Here is a 20690-nt window from a genome sequence, read left to right on the forward strand (position 1 = left end):
GTCAGACGAAGCAGAGCGACAGGGGCTCGGCGATATAGGCCGGTTTCTCCTCGCCCTCAATTTCCAGCGTGGCGGTGGCCTTGAGCAGCCATTGCCCGGGCTTCTTCTCGGTCACCTCAGCCAGCTCAAGCTTCAGGCGCACCTTGCTGTCGACCTTCACTGGCTGGATGAAGCGCACGCTGTCCAGCCCGTAGTTGACCACCATCTTCAGCCCCTCGGGCAGCACGATGATGTCCTCCATCAGCTTGGGCAGCAGCGACAGGGTGAGAAAACCATGGGCGATGGTGGTGCCGAACGGGGTTTTGGCGGCTTTTACCGGGTCGACATGGATGAACTGAAAATCGCCGGTGGCTTCGGCGAACAGGTTGATGCGGTCTTGGTCGATCTTCAGCCAGTCGGAACGTCCCAACTCCTTGCCAACGTACTGCGCAAGCTCTGTAACCGGTACATAGGGCATCGCGACTCTCCAGGTTGTCATTTGGTACGAAGGTGCAAGATCAGCACGGCGAACCGTTTCAGTCAAGTTGACCGCTTTTCGGCGAATATCGCCTTATAGGCACTTGCTTAGCGTGCTTATAATGGCCGCCTGCTTTCGGGAGGTCCGTATGCTGTTGCGTGGTTTGACCTGGCTGGTGCTGTTCCAGCTGCTGGGGACGGCGATCAATCACCTGTTCCTGCACATCCTGCCCGGGCCGATCATCGGCCTGCTGTTGCTGTTGGCCTACCTGATGCTTCGCGGCGAGGTAGGCAAGCCGCTCAACGAGGCGGCCGGCAGCCTGCTGCGCTACCTGCCTTTGCTGCTGGTGCCGCCGGCGGTGGGGGTGATGGTGTATGCCAAGGACATTGCTGCGGATTTCTGGGCCATCGTCGGTGCATTGGTGCTTTCCTGCCTGGCCACCCTGGTGCTGGTCGGCGTGCTGATGCAAAAGCTCATTCAACGCCAGGGCGAGCGTGAGGACCAGCCATGAACCTCGACTGGCACGGCGCCCTGGAGGCGCTCATCCACCACCCGCTGTTCGGCATCGGCATCACCCTGGCGGCCTACCAGTTGGTGTTGGCGGCTTATGAGAAAACCCGCTGGATCTTCCTGCAGCCGGTGCTGGTATCGATGCTGCTGGTGATCGGCGTGCTGCTGCTGTGCGGCATCGACTATGCCGAATACCGCAAGAGCACCGAAATCATGAATATCCTGCTGGGCCCGGCCACCGTGGCCCTTGCAGTGCCGCTGTACCTGAACCTGCGGCGCATTCGTCAGCTGTTCTGGCCGACCTTTACTACGCTGGTAGTCGGAGGCCTGTTCGCCACCGTGGCCGGTGTTGGGCTAGCTTGGTGGTTCGGTGCCGAACACATGATCCTGATGACCATGGCGCCGAAGTCGGTCACCTCGCCGATTGCCATGCTGGTGGCCGAGCAGATCGGCGGCGTGGCGGCCCTGGCGGCGGTGTTCGTGTTGATCACCGGGGTGATCGGGGCGATCTTCGGCCCGGCGCTGCTCAACCGCCTGGGGGTGCTCAGCCCCGAGGCCCGGGGCATGGCGCTGGGGGTGAGTGCCCACGCGGTGGGCACCTCGGTGGCCTTGCAGGAAGGTGACGAATGCGGTGCTTTCGCCGCGCTGGCAATGAGTTTGATGGGCGTGGCCACGGCGGTGTTCCTGCCGCTGGCGGTCAGCCTGGTGGCCTGAGGACTGCACATGACGCTACCGCTGTTTCCCCTGAATACCGTGCTGTTTCCCGGTTGTCTGCTCGACTTGCAGATTTTCGAGGCGCGCTACCTGGACATGATCGGCCGCTGCATGAAGCAGGGCGAAGGTTTTGGCGTGGTGTGCATTCTCGAGGGCGAGCAGGTGGGCAAGGCGCCGCCGGCGGTGGCCTCGGTCGGTTGCGAGGCGCTGATTCGCGATTTCGTGCAGCAGGACAACGGCTTGCTGGGTATTCGCGTCGAGGGTGTGCGGCGTTTTCGCGTGGCGCAGACCGAGGTGCGCAAGGACCAGTTGCTGGTGGGCGAGGTGCAGTGGTTACCGGAAACCGCCGACAGCCCGCTGGTAGAACAGGACGATGACTTGCTGGCGTTGCTGCTGGCGCTGGGCGAACACCCGATGGTCGAGGCGCTGGACATGCCGCGTGATGTGGATGGCCGGCAGTCGCTGGCCAACCAGTTGGCCTACCTGCTGCCGTTCATGGAAGAGGACAAGCTCGACCTGCTGGCGATGGACTCGCCCCAGGTGCGCCTGGAGGCGATCCAGACCTTGCTGGAGCGGATTCAGGGCGAGCTGTTCGCCTGAGCAGAAGGTCGATGCGGTCCTACAGGGTTTGGTGATACCTGAGGGCAGCCAGTCAATACTGGTAGCGCAACAACGCCTGCGGCAACGCATGCAGCATGAAGAACGCCAGCAGCGCCATGCACGCCGGCAGCACCAGCCACCACACCCGCTGCGACAGCGCCGTCAGCGGCTGGCGGTGTTGCACAAGGGTCAGGCTCAGCGCGCATACGCAGCAGGCCAGCAGTGCCCCGGCGAGGATGTCGGTCGGCCAGTGCGCCCCCAGGTACACCCGCGACAAGGCAATGGCCAGCGCCGGTATGCAACCCAGCATCACCCAGGTCAGGCGCATGCGCGGCGGCTGGCTGCGCCCGGCCAGTACTGCCAGCACCAGAAAGAACGCGAACGACGCCGAACTGTGACCGCTGGGCATGCTGTAGCTGGTCAGCGGGTCAGTGAGCACCTCTGGTCGGGCGCGGGCAAACAGCCACTTCAGTGTACCGTTGGCGCACGCCGTACCTATCAGCGCGGCGCCTGCGAACACCGCGTGGCGCCACTGCCGGGCCAGCAGCAACAGGCCGGTGAGCAGGCCGCCCAGGAAGAACTGGGTACGGAAGTCGCCCAGGCGGGTGACCATCACCAGTATGCCGTCCAGGGCCTGGCTGCGATGCTCCTGCACCAGGGTCATCACGCCCTGGTCGAACGCGTTCAGGTACGGCCAGCCGATGAACAACGCAGCCACCGCCAGGCCGCTCAGGGCGGCGATCAGCCGGGTGCCATTGCGCTGGTCGCGAATGCTGTAGCTCAGGCTCAGGCCGATCAGTACCGCGAGGGTGCCGACCACCGCGCCAGCCTGCGGCCAGAAGCCTTCGGGCAGTGGCAGGCGCATGGCCGCGCCGGTAGCCCAGCCTGGCAGCAGGTAGGCCACCGACCAGCCGGCGCCGGCCACCAGGCTGACCACGATGAAGCGTGGCAGGGGCATGTCGAACATGCCGGCGACCATCGGCAGCATCGGCCGCAGCGGGCCGATGAAACGCCCTACCAGCAGGCTGGCGATGCCGTAGCGCTGGAAGTACGCCTCGGCGCTGCCGATCCACTCGGGGTGGCTGCGCAGCAATGGCAGGCGGCGGATGTTCTGGTGGAAATACTTGCCGATGGTGTAGGAGATGGCGTCACCCAGCAGGCCGCCGAGAAACCCCAGCAGCAGGGTTTCGCCCAGGCTGAAGGCGCCGCTGCCGGCCAGCACGGCCACGGCGAACAGCAGTACGGTGCCGGGCACGATGATGCCGGCAATGGCCAGGCATTCCACGCAGGCGACCAGGAAGATCGCCAGGCCCAGCCACTGGGGGTTGGCGCCTAGCCAGGCGGTCAGGCTGTCGAGCCATTGGCCCATGGGTCAGTTTCCTTGTTCCAGAATGAAGAAGTCACGGCCTTCGACCTGCCCGCGGCGCAAAGGGTTGCGGGTGCAGAAGCGCGCGTAGTCGGCATCGACGAAGCGGTACGGCAGGTGCTCGTCGCGGCCATGGGGAATGCCCAGCCGTGCCGCCTGTATCACCCGCGGCACTTGAATGGCGCAGTCCTCGACGTACAGACGCTCGGGGTCGAAGCGCTGCGCGTCCCAGTGCGGCACTTTCAGGCCCATGGCCCGGCACAGCAGGGTCTGGCCGTTGCACAGGCGCTCGGGCGGGCGCAGCGCGCCGCTGGCGTCGGGGTTGTTCAGCTGCATCTGCGCCAGGCTGTTTTCGTCGCTCAGGGCATCGGTGAAGGGGTAGGCCGACTTGATCAGTACCGCGTTGCCCGGGCCCTGGGCGCTGAAGTTCAGCGAATCGCCGCCGCGGGCGTAGTACATGTAGATATGCCCGCCGTCGAGGAACAGCGCCTTGCGTTTTTCGGTGTAGCCGAGGGAGGCGTGGCTGCCTTTGTCGGTAAGGTAGTAGGCCTCGGTTTCGATGATGCGGGCCGCCAGCCACAGGTTGCCGTGGCGGTGGCGGATGACCTTGCCCAGCAGGTCGCGGGCGAGGGTCTGCGCATCGCGGTCGAAGAAGCTGTCGGGCAGGGCGCGGGCGGGGCAGGGGGCTGGCATGCGGGCGCTTCGTGGTGGTGAAGGCGGGGATGATAGCAATGAATGGCTTAATCGAGGCTGAATCGCGGTTGCTTCTTCGCGGGTAAACCCGCTCCCACAGGGCCCGCGCAAACGCTGTGGGAGCGGGTTTACCCGCGAAGGGCTGGATCCGGCTCGGATAATTCCGATACGGTCAGTTACATCTTTCCTACGCATTACTTCCAGCCATTTTCTACCATCCGCCACCCGCCGCTGGGCGTACCGGGGCGCGCCAGTTATAATCAGCCGATTTCCCCTTTGCCAAGACACCGAGCCCATGACCGAGTCCGTTCTTGACTACATGACCCGCCTGGGTCGCGCCGCCCGCGAGGCCTCGCGCGTGATCGGGCGTGCCAGCACCGCGCAGAAGAACCGCGCCCTGCAGGCCGCCGCCGACGCGCTGGACGCCGCCCGCGACGCGCTCACCGCAGCCAACGAACAGGACCTGGCCAACGGCCGCAAGAACGGCCTGGAGCCGGCGCTGCTCGACCGCCTGGCACTCACCCCGGCGCGCATCGACGGCATGATCACCGGCCTGCGCCAGGTCGCCAGCCTGCCGGACCCGGTCGGCGCCATCCGTGACATGAGCTACCGCCCGTCGGGCATCCAGGTTGGCAAGATGCGTGTGCCGCTGGGCGTTATCGGCATCATCTACGAGTCGCGCCCCAACGTGACCATCGACGCTGCCAGCCTGTGCCTCAAGTCGGGCAACGCCACCATCCTGCGTGGCGGCTCCGAAGCCATCCACTCCAACCGCGCCATCGCCACCTGCATCCAGCGTGGCCTGGCCGAGGCCGGCCTGCCGCCGGCGGTGGTGCAGGTGGTCGAGACCACCGACCGTGAAGCGGTCGGCGCGCTGATCAGCATGCCCGAGTTCGTCGACGTGATCGTCCCCCGTGGCGGCCGCGGCCTGATCGAGCGCATCAGCCGCGACGCGCGGGTGCCGGTGATCAAGCACCTGGACGGCATCTGCCACGTGTTCGTCGACCAGCACGCCGACCTGGACAAGGCCTGGCGCGTGGCATTCAACGCCAAGACCTACCGCTACGGCATTTGCGGCGCCATGGAAACCCTGCTGGTGGATGCGCAGGTGGCCGAGGGCTTCCTGCCGGAAATGGCCCGCCGCTTCGTCGAGAAGGGCGTCGAGCTGCGCGGTTGCGAACGTACCCGGGCGATCATCGACGCCAAGCCTGCCAGCGAAGACGACTGGCACACCGAATATCTCGACGCCATCCTGTCGGTTCGCGTGGTCGACGGCCTGGACCAGGCCATCGAGCACATCAACCACTACGGCTCGCACCACACCGACTCGATCATCACCGAGCACCAGGGCCAGGCCCGGCGCTTCATGGCCGAGGTCGACTCGGCGTCGGTCATGCTCAACACCCCGACCTGCTTCGCCGACGGCTTCGAGTACGGCCTGGGCGCAGAGATCGGCATCTCCACCGACAAGCTTCACGCCCGTGGCCCGGTGGGCCTCGAAGGCCTGACCTGCGAGAAGTACGTGGTGATCGGCGACGGCCAGCTACGCGGCCAGGAGTCCTGCTGAGTTGAGCAAGGCTGCGGCAGTCCGGCGCATCGGCATTCTTGGCGGAACCTTCGACCCGGTGCACATCGGCCACCTGCGCAGCGCGCTGGAAGTGGCCGAGTTCATGCGCCTGGACGAACTGCGCCTGCTGCCCAACGCCCGCCCGCCGCACCGCGACACCCCGCAGGTGGCGCCCGAGGACCGGCTGGCCATGGTGCGCGGCGCGGTCGAAGGGGTAGCTTGCCTGAGCGTCGATGCCCGCGAGCTTGCCCGCGACAAGCCGTCGTACACCATCGACACGCTGGAGTCGGTGCGCTGCGAGCTGAACCCCCACGACCAGCTGTACCTGGTGCTGGGTTGGGATGCCTTTTGCGGTTTGCCCAGCTGGCACCGCTGGGAAGAATTGCTGCAACACTGTCACATCCTGGTGCTGCAACGCCCGGATGCCGACGTAGAACCCCCTGACGAGCTGCGCAATTTGCTGGCAGCCCGTTCACAGAGCGATCCCACCGCCATGTCCGGCCCGGCGGGGCACATTTCGTTCGTCTGGCAGACCCCGCTTGCGGTGTCCGCCACGCAGATCCGACAGCTGCTGGCCAGTGGCAAGTCGGTTCGGTATCTGGTGCCGGACGCAGTACTGGCCTACATCGAGGCGCACGGCCTGTACCGTGCGTCCAACTGACGGCGCCGGCTGGCGCCTCAATCAATGAGTTGAACGAGTTTTATATGACCAAGCAGAAAATCAATGGCGAAGAACTGGTCGAGCTGGCCAAGGCCGCGCTGGAAGACGTCAAGGCCCAGGACATCCAGGTCATCGACGTGCGCGACAAGCACAGCCTGACCGACTACATGATCATTGCCACCGGTACCTCCAACCGCCAGATCAACGCGATGCTGGAAAAGGTCCGCGAAGTCGTCAAGGCCAAGGGCGCGCAGCCCCTGGGCGAAGAAGGCAAGGGCGACAGCGACTGGGTGCTGCTGGACCTGAACGACGTCATCGTGCACATGATGACCGCCGCTGCCCGCCAGTTCTACGACCTGGAGCGCCTGTGGCTGGGTGCCGAGCAGAGCCGTGCCGCCGATGCCAAGCACCACAGCCCGGAAAACGCCAGCGACTACTTCACCGACAAGCTCAAAGACCGGGAATAAGGAAGCGCCGTGCGCCTGCGCCTGATCGCGGTCGGCTCGCGCATGCCCAAGTGGGTTGAGGAAGGCTGGCATGAATATGCCAAGCGCCTGCCCCCTGAGCTTGCGCTGGAGCTGGTGGAAATCCCGCTGAACACCCGTGGCAAGAATGCCGATGTCGCCCGCCTGATCCGTCAGGAGGGCGAGGCGATGCTGAGCAAGGTGCAGCCCGGGGAACGCATCGTCACCCTCGAGGTCCATGGCAAGCCCTGGAGCACCGAGCAACTGGCGGGCGAGCTGGACCGTTGGCGCCTGGACGCGCGTACGGTCAACCTGATGGTGGGCGGCCCGGAAGGGCTGGCGCCGGAGGTCTGTGCGCGCAGCGAACAGCGCTGGTCGCTGTCGCCGCTGACCTTGCCGCACCCGTTGGTACGGATACTGATCGGCGAGCAGATCTACCGCGCCTGGACCGTGTTGTCCGGGCACCCCTACCACAAATGAACCTGTAAGCCCGCCGATGCCGCAGCAGATCCCCCTCAAGGACCACGAGAAAGACGCCCGCCTGGTGCGTAACCGCGTCGTCGTGGGCGCTGTGGCGATCATGCTGCTGATCTGCGTGCTGATTGCGCGGCTGTATTTCCTCCAGGTCATCCAGTACGACTACCACTCGACGCTGTCGGAGAACAACCGGGTGCATGTGCAGCCGATTCCGCCGACCCGCGGGCTGATCTTCGACCGCAACGGGGTGATCGTCGCCGACAACCGGCCCAGCTTCAGCCTGGTGATGACCCGCGAGCGGGCCGGCAACCCCGGCAAGTGGCAGGAAGTGCTGGATGTGATCGTCGAGGTGCTGGAACTGACCCCCGACGACCGTGCGCTGTTCGAAAAACGCATGAAGCAGGGGCGCCGGCCGTTCGAACCGGTGCCGATCCTGTTCGAGCTCAACGAAGAGCAGATCGCCCGCATTGCGGTGAACCAGTTCCGCCTGCCGGGCGTCGAGGTGGCTGCGCAACTGGTGCGCCACTACCCGCAGGGTGCGCACTTCGCTCACTCGGTAGGCTATGTGGGGCGGATCAACGAAAAAGAGCTGAAGACACTGGACCCGGTGAACTACAGCGGCACCCACCATATCGGCAAGACCGGCATCGAGCGCTTCTACGAGGACGAGCTGCACGGCCAGGTGGGCTACGAAGAGGTCGAGACCAACGCCCGCGGGCGGGTATTGCGGGTGCTCAAGCGCACCGACCCCAAGCCCGGCAAAGACATTGTGCTGAGTCTCGACATCAAGTTGCAGGAGGCTGCCGAGCAGGCCCTGGGCGGGCGGCGTGGCGCCATCGTGGCGCTGGACCCGCGCACCGGCGAGGTGCTGGCGATGGTCAGCCAGCCAAGCTTCGACCCCAATCTGTTCGTCACCGGCATCGGTTTCAAGGCCTATGCCGAGCTGCGCGACTCGATCGACCGCCCGCTGTTCAACCGCGTGCTGCGTGGCCTGTACCCGCCGGGTTCGACCATCAAGCCGGCGGTGGCCATCGCCGGCCTGGACAGCGGCGTGGTCAACGCCAGCAGCAGGGTGTTCGACCCCGGCTACTATCAGCTGCCCAACTACGACCACAAGTACCGTAACTGGAACCGCAGCGGTGACGGCTGGGTCGACCTGGACCTGGCGATCATGCGCTCCAACGACACCTACTTCTACGACCTGGCGCACAAGATGGGCATCGACCGGCTGTCGAGCTACATGAACCGCTTCGGCCTGGGGCAAAAAGTGGCGCTGGACATGTTCGAGGAGTCCGCAGGCCTGATGCCGACCCGCGAATGGAAGCGCGCCACCCGCCGCCAGGCCTGGTTCCCGGGCGAAACGCTGATCCTCGGCATCGGCCAGGGCTACATGCAGGCCACACCGTTGCAAATGGCCCAGGCCACCGCGTTGATCGCCAGCAAAGGCAAGTGGATGCGCCCGCACCTGGCCAAGACCATCGAGGGCCAGCCCCCGGTGGACGAAAACCCCATCGACGACATCGTGCTGCGCGACCCGTCCGACTGGAACAAGGTCACCCATGGCATGGAACAGGTGATGCACAACGCCCGCGGTACCGCGCGGGCCGCCGCCGCCGGTGCGCAGTACCGCATTGCCGGCAAGAGCGGTACCGCCCAGGTGGTGGCCATCAAGCAGGGCGAGAAGTACGACCGCAACAAGGTCCAGGAACGTCACCGCGACCATGCCCTGTTCGTTGGCTTTGCGCCTGCCGAGGCCCCCAGGATCGTGATCTCGGTGATGATCGAAAACGGCGAGGCGGGTGGCCGTGTCGCTGCCCCCGTGATGCGTCAGGTCATGGATGCCTGGCTGCTCGACGAGAACGGCCTGCTCAAGGCAGAGCCCGGCACCGCCACAGTCGCTCAGGAAACGGCCCCGTGAAGAACAATTTCGATCGCATGCTCTCCAGCGAGGACGTGATGCGCAGGCGCGCCAGCTTCCTGCAGCGCATCCATGTCGACGGCCCCTTGCTGCTCATCCTGCTGACCCTCGCCGCCGGCAGCCTGTTCGTGCTGTACTCGGCCAGCGGCAAGAACTGGGACCTGCTGATGAAGCAGGCCAGCTCGTTCGGCATCGGCCTGGTGTCGATGTTCATCATCGCCCAGCTGGAGCCGCGCTTCATGGCCCGCTGGGTGCCGCTGGCGTACCTGGCCGGGGTGTTGCTGCTGGTGGTGGTGGACGTGATGGGCCACAACGCCATGGGCGCCACGCGCTGGATCAACATCCCCGGGGTGATTCGCTTCCAGCCCTCGGAGTTCATGAAGATCATCATGCCGGCGACCATCGCCTGGTACCTGTCCAAGCGCACCTTGCCGCCGCACCTCAAGCACGTGGCCATCAGCCTGGTGCTGATCGGCGTGCCGTTCATCCTCATCGTGCGCCAGCCCGACCTTGGCACCGCACTGCTGATTCTCGCCTCCGGCGCCTTTGTGCTGTTTATGGGCGGCCTGCGCTGGCGCTGGATCATCAGCGTGATCGCTGCGGCGGTACCGGTGGCGGTGGCGATGTGGTTCTTCGTCATGCACGACTATCAAAAGCAACGGGTGCTGACCTTCCTCGACCCGGAAAGCGACCCGCTGGGTACCGGCTGGAACATCATCCAGTCCAAGGCGGCGATCGGCTCGGGCGGGGTGTTCGGGAAGGGCTGGCTGCTGGGCACCCAGTCGCACCTGGACTTTTTGCCCGAAAGCCACACCGACTTCATCATCGCCGTGCTGGGTGAGGAGTTCGGCCTGGTGGGCATCTGCCTGCTGTTGATCATCTACCTGCTGCTGATCGGCCGCGGCCTGATGATCACCGCCCAGGCACAGACCCTGTTCGGCAAGCTGCTGGCGGGCAGCCTGACCATGACCTTCTTTGTTTACGTGTTCGTCAATATCGGGATGGTCAGCGGCCTTCTGCCCGTGGTGGGCGTGCCGCTGCCCTTCATCAGCTATGGCGGAACTTCGTTGGTGACGCTGCTGTCAGCGTTTGGCGTTTTGATGTCGATCCACACGCACCGCAAATGGATCGCGCAGGTTTGAAAAAGGTGAAGAATTTCATGCAAGCAGTGCGTAACTGGGCTGCCCGTTGTGCGCCGTGGCTCGGCGCGGTAAGCCTGTTCGGCGCTGTCCAGCAGGCCACGGCCGGGGATTACGACGGCTCGCCCCAGGTGGCCGAGTTCGTCGGCGAGATGACCCGTGACTACGGCTTTGCCGGTGAGCAGCTGATGGGCGTGTTCCGCGAGGTGCAGCGCAAGCAGGCGATACTTGACGCCATTTCGCGGCCGGCCGAACGGGTCAAGCCGTGGAAAGAGTACCGCCCGATGTTCATCACCGACGCGCGCATCGCCCGCGGCGTAGACTTCTGGCGCCAGCACGAAGCCGTTCTGGCCCGCGCCGAGCAGGAATACGGCGTACCGGCGCAGTACATCGTCGCGATCATCGGCGTCGAGACCTTCTTCGGGCGCAACACCGGCAACTACCGGGTGATCGATGCGCTGTCGACCCTGGGCTTCGACTACCCGCCACGGGCCGAGTTCTTCCGCAAGGAGCTGCGCGAATTCCTTTTGCTGGCCCGTGAAGAACAGCTCGACCCGCTGACGCTCAAGGGCTCCTACGCCGGCGCCATGGGCCTGCCGCAGTTCATGCCGAGCAGCTTCCGTAATTACGCGGTGGACTTCGACGGCGACGGCCACATCAATATCTGGAACAACCCGGACGATGCCATCGGCAGCGTCGCCAGCTACTTCAAGCGCCACGGCTGGGTGGCCGGGGAGCCGGTAGTCAGCCGCGCCATGGTGCGTGGCGAGCGCGCCGACGAGGGACTGACCACGGGTATCGAGCCGGTCAAGACGGTCGCGCAGTTGCGGGCGCTGGGCTGGTCGAGTCATGATGCGCTGCGCGATGATCTGCCGGTCACCGCCTTCCGCCTGGAAGGCGAAAACGGCCCTGAGTACTGGATGGGCCTGAAGAATTTCTACGCGATCACTCGCTACAATCGCAGCGTGATGTATGCCATGGCGGTGCATCAGCTATCGGAACAGCTGGTTCAGGCACGGGGCGTCAAATAAATGCGCGAGTTCTTCACAGCCAATAGCTTCAAATTGCTGACCTGCGTGGCCGTTGGCCTGGTGCTGGCCAGTTGCTCGTCCAGCCGCCCGCCGTCACAAAGCGGCGGCAATGTGGTGCGTTCGCAGCCGGGCCTGGACATCAACCGTGCGCACAAGGATGGCGCGCCCTGGTGGGATGTCGACGTCAACAAGATCCCCGATGCCACCCCGACCGTGCACACCGGCAACTACAAGGCCAACCCATACACGGTGCTGGGCAAGACCTACTACCCGATGCAGGACTCGCGCAACTACCGCGCCGAGGGCACCGCGTCGTGGTACGGCACCAAGTTCCACGGCCAGAACACCGCCAACGGCGAGCTCTACGACCTGTACGGCATGAGCGCGGCGCACAAGACCCTGCCGCTGCCGGCCTACGTGCGGGTGACCAACCTTGCCAACGGGCGCAGCGTGATCCTGCGGGTCAACGACCGTGGCCCGTTCTATTCCGACCGCATCATCGACCTGTCGTACGCCGCAGCGAAAAAGCTCGGTTACGCCGAGATCGGCACCGCCCATGTGCGGGTCGAGGGTATCGACCCGCAGCAGTGGTGGGCCGAGCGTGGCCAGCAGCCGCCGCTGATGCTCAAGGAGCCGCAGGTGGCCCAGGCCCAGCCGGTTGCCGCCAGCACCGGCCGGGTCGAGCAATGGACCCCGCCGGCCCAGCAGCACGCAGCGCCGGTGGTGCCGGTGCAGGTGTCGGGCAATAACGTGCCGGCCAGCGCCGGCGGCAGCTTCCTGCAGGTGGGCGCCTTCGCCAACCCGGACGCCGCCGAACTGCTGCGCTCCAAGCTCAGCACCATGGTCAGTGCCCCGGTGTTCATCAGCTCCATCGTGCGTAACCAGCAGACCCTGCACCGCGTGCGCCTGGGGCCGATCAACAGCCAGGGCGAGATCCAGCAGGCCCAGGACAGCATTCGCCTGGCGAACCTGGGGCAGGCCAAGGTTGTCACTGACTGACCGCGTTGCATTTATCGCGGGCAAGCCCGCTCCCACAGGGTTTTTCGATCGCTGCGGGAGCGGGCTTACCCGCGAAGCAGAGCACGCCGACCTGTCGGTTTGTTCATGAATTGCCGGGCTTTGCCATGTACAATGCCCGCCTTTGCCCATAGCGGCATTACGCCGCACCTTATATGGGCCAGGCCATTGGCCGTATAACCAGACTGACGGGGCGTCGGGCACACGAAGTGGCCCACGGAACATCAGACCATTAGCGATTTACGAGAGACGGATGAACATCACCAACCTTGCCAAACGACTTTGCCTGCCCGTTCTGCTGATGATCACGCCTGCTGCCTTCGCAGCAGAGCAGATGATGCCGGCACCACCACAACTGGCCGCCAAGTCCTATGTACTGATGGACGCGTCCAGCGGCAACGTGCTGGTCGAGAACAACGGTGACGAGCGCCTGCCGCCAGCCAGCCTGACCAAGCTGATGACCGCCTACATCGCCACCCTGGACATCCGTCGTGGCCAGATCGGCGAGAACGACCCGGTGACCGTCAGCGAAAACGCCTGGCGTACCGGCGGTTCGCGCATGTTCATCAAGGTCGGCAGCCAGGTTACCGTCAGCGACCTGCTGCACGGCATCATCATCCAGTCCGGCAACGACGCATCGGTCGCCCTGTCCGAGCACATTGCCGGCAGCGAAGACGCCTTCGCCGACATGATGAACAAGACCGCCGCTGACCTGGGCATGAGCAACAGCCACTTCATGAACCCGACCGGCCTGCCGAACCCGGAGCACTACTCCTCGGCCCACGACATGGCCCTGCTGGCACGCGCGATCATCAACGAAGACCCGGCTCACTACGCGATCTACTCGCAGAAAGAGTTCTTCTGGAACAACATCAAGCAGCCTAACCGCAACCTGCTGCTGTGGCGTGACAAGACCGTCGACGGTCTGAAAACCGGCCACACTGAAGAAGCCGGCTACTGCATGGTGGCCTCGGCCGTGCGTGACGGCCAGCGTCTGGTGGCGGTGGTCTTCGGCACCAACAGCGAACAGGCCCGTGCTGCCGAAACGCAAAAACTGCTGACCTACGGCTTCCGCTTCTTCGAAACCCAGACCTTCTACCAGAAGGGCACCGAGCTGACCCAGGCGCCGGTATGGAAGGGCGCAACCTCGCAGGTTAAAGCGGGCCTGGCCAACGACCTGACCATGACCCTGCCTAAAGGCCAGCTTAAACGTCTGGTGGCTTCGATGACCATGAACCCGCAACTGACCGCACCCATCGCCAAAGGTGACGTGATCGGTAAAGTGGAAGTCAAACTGGACGAGAAAGTGGTTCATAGCGCCGACCTGATCGCCCTCGACGGCGTCGAAGAAGGTGGTATCTTGCGCCGTATGTGGGACAGCATCCGCCTGTTCTTCTACGGTTTGTTCAACTGATACGTGACCTGCATGCCCCCGTGAACCAGGCGGGGGCATTGCTGCTGCCACGGCTTACGAGGCCGTTACCGCCATGAGCGAAGAAGACGTCAAGTCGCACAAGATCGAATTCCCCTGCGAGGACTACCCGATCAAGGTGATCGGCGATACCGTTGTCGGTTTCCGTGACACCGTGATCGAGATCCTCAGCAAGTACGCCAAGGTCGACCTGTCGACGCTGGCCGAGCGCCAGAGCAAGGAAGGCAAGTACACCACTGTGCAATTGCACATCGTTGCCACCGGTGAAGACCAGTTGCACGACATCAACAGCGCCCTGCGTGCCACCGGCATCGTGAAAATGGTGCTGTGATGAGCGCTTGCCTCGGTATTCGCGAACTTGGCCTGCAGCCCTATGAACCGGTGCTGGAGGCCATGCGCCGCTTTACCGAGCAACGCGGCCCGGATACGCAAGACGAGGTCTGGCTGGTGGAACACCCGGCGGTGTTCACCCAGGGCCAGGCCGGCAAGGCCGAGCACCTGCTGGTGCCCGGCGACATCCCGGTGGTGCAGACCGACCGCGGCGGTCAGGTCACCTACCATGGCCCCGGCCAACTGGTCGCCTATCTGCTGCTGGATGTGCGCCGCCTGGGCTTTGGCGTGCGCGAACTGGTCAGCCGCATCGAGCGTACGCTGATCGACCTGCTGGCCAGTTACGGCGTGCAGGCTGCAGCCAAGGCCGATGCGCCGGGTGTCTATGTCGATGGCGCGAAGATCGCGTCACTTGGCCTTCGAATTCGCAACGGCCGTTCGTTCCACGGCCTTGCCCTGAACGTGGACATGGACCTTGCGCCATTCCGCCGAATCAACCCCTGCGGGTATGCGGGGCTGGCCATGACCCAGCTGCGTGACCTGGCAGGCCCGATCGAACTCGACGAGGTCAGGACAAGGCTGCGCGGACAGCTGGTCAAGCACCTCGACTATGCTGAGCAGACGACCCTCACGGGCGGAATCGACTGAATATGACAACTGTGCAAGAAGCCGTGCCGAACCTGATCCCGACGCAAGACGTCACCTCGCGTGCGGCCCCGAAAAAAGTGGAAGCCGGCGTCAAGCTGCGCGGCGCCGAAAAAGTCGCGCGCATCCCGGTGAAGATCATCCCCACCGAAGAGCTGCCGAAAAAGCCCGACTGGATCCGCGTGCGCATTCCGGTTTCGCCGGAAGTCGACCGCATCAAGCAACTGCTGCGCAAGCACAAGCTGCACAGCGTTTGCGAAGAGGCCTCCTGCCCGAACCTGGGCGAGTGCTTCTCCGGTGGTACTGCCACCTTCATGATCATGGGCGACATCTGCACCCGTCGCTGCCCGTTCTGCGACGTCGGCCACGGCCGGCCGAAGCCGCTGGACCTGGACGAGCCGAAAAACCTCGCCGTGGCCATCGCCGACCTGCGCCTGAAGTACGTGGTGATCACTTCGGTGGACCGCGACGACCTGCGTGACGGTGGCGCCCAGCACTTTGCCGACTGCATCCGCGAAATCCGCGCGCTGTCGCCGGGCGTGCAGCTGGAAACCCTGGTGCCGGACTACCGCGGCCGTATGGACGTGGCCCTGGAGATCACCGCGCAGACCCCGCCGGACGTATTCAACCACAACCTCGAAACCGTACCGCGCCTGTACAAGGCCGCGCGCCCGGGTTCGGACTACGACTGGTCGCTGGACCTGCTGCAAAAATTCAAGCAAATGGTCCCGCACGTACCGACCAAGTCCGGCCTGATGCTGGGCCTGGGCGAAACCGACGAAGAGGTGATCGAGGTCATGCACCGCATGCGCGAGCACGATATCGACATGCTCACCCTCGGCCAGTACCTGCAGCCGTCGCGCAGCCACTTGCCGGTGCAGCGCTTCGTGCACCCGGACACCTTCGCCTGGTTCGCCGAGGAAGGTTACAAGATGGGCTTCAAGAACGTCGCCTCGGGCCCGCTGGTGCGTTCGTCGTACCACGCCGACCAGCAGGCGCACGAAGCCAAGATCAAGCTCTGACAGGGGCTTGAGATGAACATGCCGGTGCGCGCTGAGAGGCGGCATCGGCATTTTTGTTTTTGGGGGAGTGTTTCCCCGTGGTCAGGCGCGATGCCGTAGGCCAGGCTGTCGCGCCTGAACTTGCAAGGAGTTGCCCGATGAACTGCCCAGAAACCCTCGACACGCCGCTGTTGAGCGCGCTGCCGAAAAACGCCCGTTTTGCCATCGTCGCCCCGGCAGGCCCGGCCCGGCTGGATGCCGGCAAGGTGCAGGGCTGGTTTGAGCGGCGCGGCTACCAGTGCCGCCTCTACCCAGGGGTGAACCAGGCCCAGGGCTACCTGGCCGGCAGCGACCAGCAGCGCCTGCAGGACCTGCACGACGCCTTCGCCGACCCCGCTATCGACGCCATCCTGTGCATGCGTGGCGGTTACGGCAGCATGCGCCTGCTCGATGGGCTCGACTTCGAGCTGATTCGCCGCAACCCCAAGCCGTTGGTGGGGTACAGCGACATCACCGCCCTACACACGGCCATCAACCGGCATACCGGGCTGGTGACCTTCCACGGCGGCATGCTCAACGCCGACCTGCTCGGTGGCAAGCTGGAACCGACCGTCAGCTCGCTGCTGGAGCAGCTGGGCGGGCAACTCGGGGCGGGCGCGCGCATCGCTCACCCGGCGGCCTATGCGCTGACCACCGTGCTGCCTGGCGTGGCCAGTGGCCGGCTGATGGGCGGCAACCTGTCCATGCTGGGGGCGACCCAGGGCACCGTGGCCGAGATCGATACCCAGGGCTGCATCCTGTTCATCGAGGACGTCAACGAGCCGCTGTATCGCATCGACCGCCTGCTGACCCAGTTGCGCCTTGCGGGCAAGCTGGAAGGGGTCAAGGGTGTGCTGGTGGGGGATTTTGCCGGGATCACGGTGGCTGCCATGACGCCCCTGTTGCAGGACATCTTCGCCCCGCTCGGGGTACCGGTGCTGGCCGGGTGGCGCAGCGGGCATTGCGACCCTAATGTGTGCCTGCCGCTAGGGGCGCAGGTCACGTTGAATGCCGATCGGCAGGAGCTGGTATTGCAGCAGGACTTGTTCAAGGCCTGAAGGCCAATCCCCTGTAGGAGCGGCCTTGTGTCGCGAAAGGGCCGCAAAGCGGCCCCCGATTTCAGCATTAATGCACAAATTTCTGGGGCTGCTTCGCAGCCCTTTCGCGACACAAGGCCGCTCCTACAGGGGATACGTTTTCAGCGCCGCAGGCTGTCGAGCAGCTTGTGCGTCGGGTAGCCATCGGCCGGCCAGCCCTGCGCCTGCTGCGCGTTGCGGATGGCCTTGCGGGTGTTGGCGCCGATAATGCCGTCCGGGTTGCCCGCCTCATGCCCATTGGCATTGAGCAGGGTCTGCAACTCGATACGCTCGCTGCGGCTTAGTGGCAGGTCGTCTTTCGGCCAGCTGCCTGCAATGAAGCCCCAGTTGGAGAAGCGGTCACCCAGCAGGTTGACCGCCAAGGCGTAGGACGACGAGTTGTTGTACTTGAGAATGGCGCGGAAGTTGTCCAGTACGAGGAACGCCGGGCCACGGGCGCCGGCCGGCAGCAGCAGGGCAGCAGACAGCTGGCTGCTGTTGGCCGGCAGTTGCGTGCCGGTGGGCAGCGTCACGCCCAGTTGCATCCATTCGCTGACGCTCTTGCGCTGGCTGCCGTCGGCCAGCCACCAGTCGAAGCCTGCCGGCACCTGCACCTCGAAGCCCCAGGGCTGGCCACGCTTGTAGCCCGAGCTTTGCAGGTAGTGGGCAGTGGAGGCCAGGGCATCCGGGGTGCTGCCCCAGATATCGCGGCGGCCGTCGCCGTCGAAGTCCACCGCGTGGGTGAGGTAGGTGGTGGGGATGAACTGGGTCTGGCCCATGGCCCCGGCCCAGGAGCCGCGCATGGCATCGGGCTGGATATCGCCATTTTGCAGGATCTGCAGGGCGGCGATCAGTTGGTCCTGGGCGAACTGCGGGCGACGGCCTTCGTAGGCCAGGGTGGCCAGCGAGCGGATCACCGACTTGTTGCCCTGGAACTGGCCGAAGTTGCTCTCCATGCCCCACACCGCCACCAGCACCTGGCGATCGACGCCGTAGCGTTGCTCGATGCGGGTCAGCAGTTCGGCGTTTTGCTCGAGCAGTTTCTTGCCGTTGCGCACCCGCAGCGGCGACAGCGCGCCGTCCAGGTATTCCCAGACCGGGCGGGCGAATTCGGGTTGGCTGCGGTCAGCCTTGATCACGTCCATGTCCGGGGTGACGCCGAGGAAGGCGCGGTCGAACAGGTTGGCGTCGATGCCGGCTTGCAAGGCTTGCTGACGGAAGCCTGCCTGCCATTGGGCGAAGGTTTGCAGGGGCTGGATTTCGGTGCTGACGTCGGCTGTGCTGCCGGGCAGGGTAACCACTGGGGCGGGCTGGGCAGGAGCCAGCGGCAGGGCGTCGGCGGCGGTGGGCTTTTCCGCGCAGGCGACCAAGAGGATGAAGCTGCTGGCGGCGATCAGCTGGCGAGGTTGCCAGCGCAGAGTGAGACGAGAGGGCATGCACAGATCCAGAATTTCAGGTCAGGTGCCGACCATACCATGCCTGCGCTTTTCATGCCTTTCATGCCGCCATAAAGCAGGAAGCCTCCCAATCTCTCGATTGGAAGGCTTCGCGGCGGTAGCTGCCTTTGCCTTTTCCGGCCCGTTCCTGGCGGCAACGGAACAGGGGTTGGGCGACGATGGACTTGGCCTTGTTGGGGCCGTTCGGCTTTGCTTTTTTGCTCATGGCAGATTCCCAGGTGGGGATGAATTTCGGGCGGCACTGTAAGCCTGTGAGCTCACAGCGGCCAATTGATTGTATTTATGGTGGATGCGCACGACCTGTAGGAGCCAGCTTGCCGGCGATCACCGGCGCAGCCGGTGCCGTCGATCTCCTGAATGCCTCATCGCCGGCAAGCCGGCTCCTGCAAGGGCAAGGTCATTCTGCGGGCAAGGCCAAGCGCTGCCCGGCCATCAGCAGCGACAGCCGCGCCAGGCTGGTCCAGGGCGAGCCCTCGGCCTGGCCCTTGATCTGCGCGTCGATACGCTGGGCATCCTGCAGCAGCATGGCCCAGCGCTGCGCCGACAGGCGTTGCAGGGCCTTGCTCACCAGCGGGCGGCGCTTGTCCCACACCGGTGGGCGGGCCTGGCTGAACGCCTTGTCCAGCGGCACGCCCTGGCTGAACTGCTGCGCAAGCCCCGCCAGCAGGCGCAGCTCACGGGCCAGGGCCCAGAGGATTACCGGGGGTTCGACACCCTCGCCACGCAGCCCTTCGAGCATGCGCAAAGCATGCCCGGCCTCGCCGTTGAGGATGGCATCGACCAGCCCGAACACGTCGAAGCGGGCGCTGTCGGCCACTGCCGCCTGCACCGTTTCGACGGTTATCTGGTTGCCGTCGGCGAGCAGCTTGAGCTTTTCGATTTCCTGGGCCGCGGCCAGCAGGTTGCCCTCTACCCGGGCGGCGATCAGGTCGACGGCGTCGCGCTGGGCGGACAGTCCGGCTTGAGAGAGGCGCTGGTTGATCCACTGTGGCAGTTGCTGGGCATCCACCGGCCAGATCTGGATGAACTGGCACTGCGGCCCTTCGATGAGCGCCTTGCCCCATTTGGTCTTTTGCGCGCTGGCGTCGAGTTTGGGCAGGCTGATCAGCAGCAGGGTGTCTTCTGCCGGGTTGGCGCAGTACTCCATCAGCGCGGCGGCGCCCTTGTCGCCGGGTTTGCCCGAGGGCAGGCGCAGCTCCAGCAGACGGCGCTGGGCGAACAGCGACAGGCTGGCACCGGCCAGCAGCAGGTTGCCCCAGTCGAAGTTGGCATCGGCGCTGAACACCTGGCGTTCGTCGAAGCCTTGCTGGCGCGCCGCAGCGCGTATGGCGTCGGCAGCCTCTTGGCACAGCAGTGGGTCGTCGCCGCTGACGATATAGACCGGCGCCAGCGGGCCTTGCAGGTGCTTGTTGAGTTGGGCGGGGGCGAGTTTCATAGGGGCAGGCGGGGCACCTCAGGTGCCCCGTTCAGGCTCACTGAGCCGGGATTTCCAGGGGCGATTGCTGAGGCGTCTCGTCCTGGATGCGCTGGGCTTCTTGCTGGGCACGGGCTTCGGCCTTGGCGCGCTCGTCGGCTTTGGCTTGCAGCTCCTCGAGCTGGGCAGGGGTGATCTGTTGCAGGCGGATCATCATCGACTGGACGAGATCGCGACGCAATTCCTTGCGGATCTGTTCGCTTTCCTGGCTGCTGGCGGTGACGTTGTTGCCATCGCGCACGTAGTAGCGACGGACTTCCAGTTGGTCCTGCAGCAGTACGGTATCGTTATGGCCTTTGATCACATACTCAAGGGTAGTGCTCAGCTCGTACTCTGCCGAACGCGAAGCGCGGGTATAGGTGGCTGCGCGCTGGTCTTCCTGCTCACGGGCCAGCACCAGGGTATACGGCGCGCTTTTGTGCACCTTGACGCCGCTGTTTTGCAGTGTGCGGCGCAGTTGGGTGACGAGTTCGCCGTAAGCGTTGCGGGCAGTGAGGTTCATCTCGGGGATGGACATTTCGTTGCCACCGGTGCCGCGCATCTGGAAACCGCAGGCGCTGAGCAGCACAGCAAGGCCCATTACCAGCAGATTGCGTTTGATCATGTTGTGTAGCTCCCTCGT

23 protein-coding genes are annotated in these 20690 nt (G+C 64.8%); 16 read left to right on the plus strand and 7 right to left on the minus strand.

Annotated elements, in window-relative coordinates; all coding sequences use genetic code 11:
• Window position 1 precedes the first annotated feature (1 nt).
• Window positions 2-457, minus strand: a complete 456-nt coding sequence (locus KSS93_RS06270) for a MaoC family dehydratase (RefSeq protein WP_217841609.1) — start codon at window positions 455-457, stop codon at window positions 2-4.
• 148 nt (window positions 458-605) lie between these two features.
• On the opposite strand from KSS93_RS06270, the gene KSS93_RS06275 reads away from it, so the two are divergent.
• Genes KSS93_RS06275 through KSS93_RS06285 form a run of 3 tightly spaced genes read left to right on the plus strand, consistent with a single transcriptional unit; the run spans window position 606 to window position 2281 of the window.
• Window positions 606-968: a CidA/LrgA family protein gene (locus tag KSS93_RS06275; protein WP_217887571.1), complete on the plus strand. Its 363-nt coding sequence runs from the start codon at window positions 606-608 to the stop codon at window positions 966-968.
• On the plus strand, window positions 965-1681 hold the full coding sequence (locus KSS93_RS06280; protein ID WP_217887572.1) for an LrgB family protein: 717 nt from the start codon (window positions 965-967) through the stop codon (window positions 1679-1681). The genes KSS93_RS06275 and KSS93_RS06280 overlap by 4 nt, the downstream gene beginning before the upstream one ends.
• Before the next feature lie 9 nt (window positions 1682-1690).
• On the plus strand, window positions 1691-2281 hold the full coding sequence (locus KSS93_RS06285) for an LON peptidase substrate-binding domain-containing protein (RefSeq protein WP_217841612.1): 591 nt from the start codon (window positions 1691-1693) through the stop codon (window positions 2279-2281).
• A 52-nt stretch (window positions 2282-2333) separates the two neighbouring features.
• On the opposite strand, the gene KSS93_RS06290 is transcribed toward KSS93_RS06285, so the two are convergent.
• Window positions 2334-3650: a bifunctional DedA family/phosphatase PAP2 family protein gene (locus KSS93_RS06290; protein WP_217887573.1), complete on the minus strand. Its 1317-nt coding sequence runs from the start codon at window positions 3648-3650 to the stop codon at window positions 2334-2336.
• A 3-nt stretch (window positions 3651-3653) separates the two neighbouring features.
• Complete coding sequence (locus tag KSS93_RS06295) at window positions 3654-4340, minus strand: DNA-3-methyladenine glycosylase (RefSeq protein ID WP_217887574.1); 687 nt, start codon at window positions 4338-4340, stop codon at window positions 3654-3656.
• Between the two features lie 295 nt (window positions 4341-4635).
• Here KSS93_RS06295 and KSS93_RS06300 point away from each other — a divergent pair, with 295 nt between their 5' ends.
• From KSS93_RS06300 to KSS93_RS06360, 13 genes are all read left to right on the plus strand, one after another.
• Entirely contained in the window at window positions 4636-5907 is a 1272-nt protein-coding gene (locus KSS93_RS06300; RefSeq protein WP_217887575.1) for a glutamate-5-semialdehyde dehydrogenase, read from the plus strand.
• 1 nt (window position 5908) lies between these two features.
• On the plus strand, window positions 5909-6568 hold the full coding sequence (gene nadD / locus KSS93_RS06305) for a nicotinate-nucleotide adenylyltransferase (RefSeq protein WP_217887576.1): 660 nt from the start codon (window positions 5909-5911) through the stop codon (window positions 6566-6568).
• Between the two features lie 44 nt (window positions 6569-6612).
• On the plus strand, window positions 6613-7035 hold the full coding sequence (gene rsfS / locus KSS93_RS06310) for a ribosome silencing factor (RefSeq protein ID WP_217841617.1): 423 nt from the start codon (window positions 6613-6615) through the stop codon (window positions 7033-7035).
• Window positions 7036-7044: 9 nt separating this feature from the next.
• Window positions 7045-7512 (plus strand): 23S rRNA (pseudouridine(1915)-N(3))-methyltransferase RlmH, encoded by a 468-nt coding sequence (gene rlmH / locus KSS93_RS06315; RefSeq protein ID WP_023631106.1) that lies wholly within the window; start codon window positions 7045-7047, stop codon window positions 7510-7512.
• Between the two features lie 16 nt (window positions 7513-7528).
• The gene (mrdA, locus tag KSS93_RS06320) at window positions 7529-9427 is read left to right on the plus strand and encodes a penicillin-binding protein 2 (protein ID WP_217887577.1); all 1899 of its coding nucleotides are present in this window, start codon (window positions 7529-7531) and stop codon (window positions 9425-9427) included.
• Between the two features lie 38 nt (window positions 9428-9465).
• Window positions 9466-10569: a rod shape-determining protein RodA gene (rodA, locus tag KSS93_RS06325; protein ID WP_217843511.1), complete on the plus strand. Its 1104-nt coding sequence runs from the start codon at window positions 9466-9468 to the stop codon at window positions 10567-10569.
• Window positions 10570-10586: 17 nt separating this feature from the next.
• Window positions 10587-11597, plus strand: coding sequence for a lytic murein transglycosylase B (mltB, locus tag KSS93_RS06330; RefSeq protein ID WP_217887578.1), 1011 nt, complete (start codon window positions 10587-10589; stop codon window positions 11595-11597).
• Entirely contained in the window at window positions 11598-12596 is a 999-nt protein-coding gene (locus tag KSS93_RS06335; protein WP_217887579.1) for a septal ring lytic transglycosylase RlpA family protein, read from the plus strand.
• A gap of 271 nt (window positions 12597-12867) precedes the next feature.
• Window positions 12868-14028: a D-alanyl-D-alanine carboxypeptidase family protein gene (locus KSS93_RS06340; RefSeq protein ID WP_217887580.1), complete on the plus strand. Its 1161-nt coding sequence runs from the start codon at window positions 12868-12870 to the stop codon at window positions 14026-14028.
• 73 nt (window positions 14029-14101) lie between these two features.
• Complete coding sequence (locus tag KSS93_RS06345) at window positions 14102-14377, plus strand: DUF493 domain-containing protein (protein WP_217887581.1); 276 nt, start codon at window positions 14102-14104, stop codon at window positions 14375-14377.
• Complete coding sequence (lipB, locus tag KSS93_RS06350; RefSeq protein ID WP_217887582.1) at window positions 14377-15024, plus strand: lipoyl(octanoyl) transferase LipB; 648 nt, start codon at window positions 14377-14379, stop codon at window positions 15022-15024. Before KSS93_RS06345 ends, lipB begins: the two co-directional genes overlap by 1 nt.
• 2 nt (window positions 15025-15026) lie before the next feature.
• Window positions 15027-16043, plus strand: coding sequence for a lipoyl synthase (gene lipA / locus KSS93_RS06355; RefSeq protein ID WP_225917299.1), 1017 nt, complete (start codon window positions 15027-15029; stop codon window positions 16041-16043).
• 137 nt (window positions 16044-16180) lie between these two features.
• Entirely contained in the window at window positions 16181-17119 is a 939-nt protein-coding gene (locus KSS93_RS06360) for a S66 peptidase family protein (RefSeq protein WP_217887583.1), read from the plus strand.
• Between the two features lie 140 nt (window positions 17120-17259).
• On the opposite strand, the gene KSS93_RS06365 is transcribed toward KSS93_RS06360, so the two are convergent.
• From KSS93_RS06365 to KSS93_RS06380, 4 genes are all read right to left on the minus strand, one after another.
• A complete protein-coding gene (locus KSS93_RS06365; protein ID WP_217887584.1) occupies window positions 17260-18573 on the minus strand; it encodes a lytic murein transglycosylase in 1314 nt (437 codons plus the stop codon).
• Between the two features lie 61 nt (window positions 18574-18634).
• A complete protein-coding gene (arfA, locus tag KSS93_RS06370) occupies window positions 18635-18799 on the minus strand; it encodes an alternative ribosome rescue factor ArfA (protein ID WP_217887585.1) in 165 nt (54 codons plus the stop codon).
• Window positions 18800-18991: 192 nt separating this feature from the next.
• Window positions 18992-20029 (minus strand): DNA polymerase III subunit delta, encoded by a 1038-nt coding sequence (gene holA / locus KSS93_RS06375; protein ID WP_217887586.1) that lies wholly within the window; start codon window positions 20027-20029, stop codon window positions 18992-18994.
• 37 nt (window positions 20030-20066) lie between these two features.
• On the minus strand, window positions 20067-20672 hold the full coding sequence (locus tag KSS93_RS06380) for an LPS-assembly lipoprotein LptE (protein ID WP_217887587.1): 606 nt from the start codon (window positions 20670-20672) through the stop codon (window positions 20067-20069).
• Window positions 20673-20690: the final 18 nt, after the last annotated feature.

This window comes from Pseudomonas xanthosomatis, assembly GCF_019139835.1.
Taxonomy (GTDB): Bacteria; Pseudomonadota; Gammaproteobacteria; order Pseudomonadales; family Pseudomonadaceae; genus Aquipseudomonas; species Aquipseudomonas fakonensis.